We start from the raw sequence: 2,967 nt of genomic DNA on the forward strand, positions 1-2,967 counted from the left end.
ACAATAACGTCAGAATTAAATCAAATTTAAACAAAATGAGTCCGATAAAATATCGAACTCATTATTATCAAAATTAATTATAAATTTGTCTAAACTTTTGGGTGCAGTCTAAATCTTGGGACGTTTTCAATTTATTCTTCAGCTAGTTTAAATATCCAGCCAGTTTTAGTTTCTTCACCATTTGCAAATTCAATTACATAATAATAGGTACCATCTGGTAATTCGTCTCCTTTATCAGATTGTCCAAACCATTCATTAGAATAATTTGATTTGGTATACACTTTAATTCCATGTCGATTAAAAATACTTAAATTTCTAACGTTATAACCTTCAAGATTGAAATAGTCATTCAAACCATCATTGTTAACAGAAATACCTTTTTGAATTTCACAAGCTATTCTGGTTAATTCAATTGGTTTTGATGCTGAACAACCATTTTCATCAGTAACTGTAACTGTAAATGTTAATGGTAATTGTTCATTTGCTTGGGTTGAAGCAAGATATTCAGTAACGTTGAAACTAATATTATTATTTCCTATATTTTGGTTATTGAAACTCCATTGGAATGAAGCATTATCTAAATCAACACCTATTCCTTCTGTAATTTGTAACGTATAATTATTGTTTAAACAACCTTGAGTTATTGAAAAATCAAAAGTAGGTAAAACAGTTACTGTCCAAGTTCCAGTATTGGCACATTGACCAGGATTTGGTGTAAATGAATAATTAGTAGTTTGCGTTGTGTTAACAATACTTGGCGACCAAATTCCATTAAAACCTTCAACAGAAACAACTGGGAAATTAATGTTTTCTCCGTTACAAATCACTTCATTGTTAAAAGTTGACTGGGTTAATTGATTAACTATTATAGTTAATGGTACAGAAATTGCACAGGAATTAGGGTTGTTTGGAGTGAAAGTATAAGTTGTGGTTTCATTATTATTCAATTGAGGTAACCAACTTCCATCTATTCCATTGGTTGATACTAATGGTAACGGATTTAAAGTATCACCAATACAAATTGGTGCAACAGCTGTAAAAGTAGGAGTTACTGTTGCATTAATAGTTACACTATAGGTAGTTTGTAAAGCACATTCTGAATTATTTGGTGTAAAAACATAACTAGTTGTACCAACCAAATTATAATCCACAATTGCTGGCAACCACGAACCATTGATACCATTACTAGATAAAGAAGGTAATGTAAAGTTAGCTGCAGCATTTTGACAAGTGTTTAATTGAGTTCCAAAATCAAATACTGGAAGTGTTCTTGCGGTAACTGAAACAACTAATATTCCTTGACTTGCACACAGTTCTGATGAAGGAGTAAAGATGTAATTTGCTGTGCCTACTAAATTACTTATTTCGCTAGCCGACCATGTTCCAGTAAAACCTTCAATTGAAGTTGTAGGAAACGATGGAGCAACATTGCCTTCGCAAAAAGTAATTGGGTTAAAAGTAGCTTGAATAGGTTGATTAATTACAACTTCAACTTCAACAGCAACTCCACATTGATTTGCATCAGGATTAAAAATATAAGTAGTAGTTTGATTGCTGTTGAATGGTATATTCCATTGACCTGTAATGCCTTCTAAAGACTGAATTGGTAAAACTACTCCTTGTACTCCAGAACAATAACTAGGAATGTTGAATGTTGGAGTAATTGTTGGATTCACTAAAGTTATTGTCTCTGTATAGTTTTGTGTACATCCATTAAATGTGAATATAAAATTAGAATATAATCCTGCATTCAAATTTGAAAGTATAACTTCACCATTAGAATTTGACGTTACATTTGCATTAGTTGAATTTCCATTAACTGTATAATTTATACCAAAATTTGTCAAAGGGTTTAAACCACTTATAGTAATAGAACCATTGGAAGCATTACAAATTGTTGGATGAGTTTCACTAAATGTCAAATTGCTTTGAAGTGAATACGTCGCAATAAAATTTGCACCATTATTATTAACTAATAACGTGTCATCACATTGATTGTTTGAACTTATATCTCCAACAATTTCATAATAAACTTCTAATTGATAATCACCAGCAGGAAATGCTGTAAGATCAATAGGGTTTTCTATATCAGTTAAAACTTCTTGCCATTTTTGGTCACCAGTACTACAAGGTCCACCACTAGGGAAAGAACCTGAATTACAATCATCAAAGAATTGTAAAGGAATACTTGAAAATGTTCCTCCAGTTCCTGAAACAGGATATATTCTGTAGAAAAGTGTAGCACTACAAACATTGGCTGAATTAATTTTAAATGTTTTTAATTCCGCACCACGAAGTTTAAAAGTATTTGAATTGGATACATAAGTTCCAAAATAGGTGTTTGGAAAAATATTTTCAATCGGTCCAATGATAGATGTACCAGAACCTACAGTATTAAAAAAGTTACTTGTTTCACAATTTGTGAGCCAAACTGCATTTGCAAAACTCCCAAAAGCACAATTTTGAAGTACTTCGACAACTAATTGTGTCTGTTGAGCACAAGAATTGTTTGAAGGCGTAAATGTGTAAGTCTGAGTTTGTGTGTTATCAACAACTTCAGGACTCCAAGTACCAATAATTCCATTATTAGATGTTGTTGGTAATATTGGTGCGATATCTCCATTACATATTGGAGCAGGAGATAAAAACGAAGGAGTAATATTTTCGTTTACTACTATTGTAATTTCATAAGGTTCTGTACAAATTACATTAGTATCAGAAGCAGTAAAAGTATATGTTTGAGTTTGTAAATTGGATACCAAACTTGGTTCCCATGTTCCAGATATATTATTATTTGAAATGTTAGGTAGAATTGGAACTGAAGAGTTTTGACAAATTTCTGTAGGTAAATTAAAAATAATTTCAGTCAAAGGGGTAACGTTTAAAATAAATTCCCCGTTTATTCTACAATTACCAGCATTAATCAATGAATAATAAATAATCTGTTGATTTATTCCATCAAAAGCC

1 protein-coding gene is annotated in these 2,967 nt (G+C 31.3%); it reads right to left on the reverse strand.

What is annotated here, in order from left to right; translation table 11 throughout:
• Window positions 1-131: 131 nt before the first annotated feature.
• Window positions 132-2,967 (reverse strand): gliding motility-associated C-terminal domain-containing protein (locus ACIQ2X_RS16715; RefSeq protein ID WP_396180149.1); only part of this gene is annotated, 2,836 nt, incomplete at its 5' end.

This window comes from Flavobacterium sp. (assembly GCF_044368625.1).
GTDB lineage: Bacteria > Bacteroidota > Bacteroidia > Flavobacteriales > Flavobacteriaceae > Flavobacterium.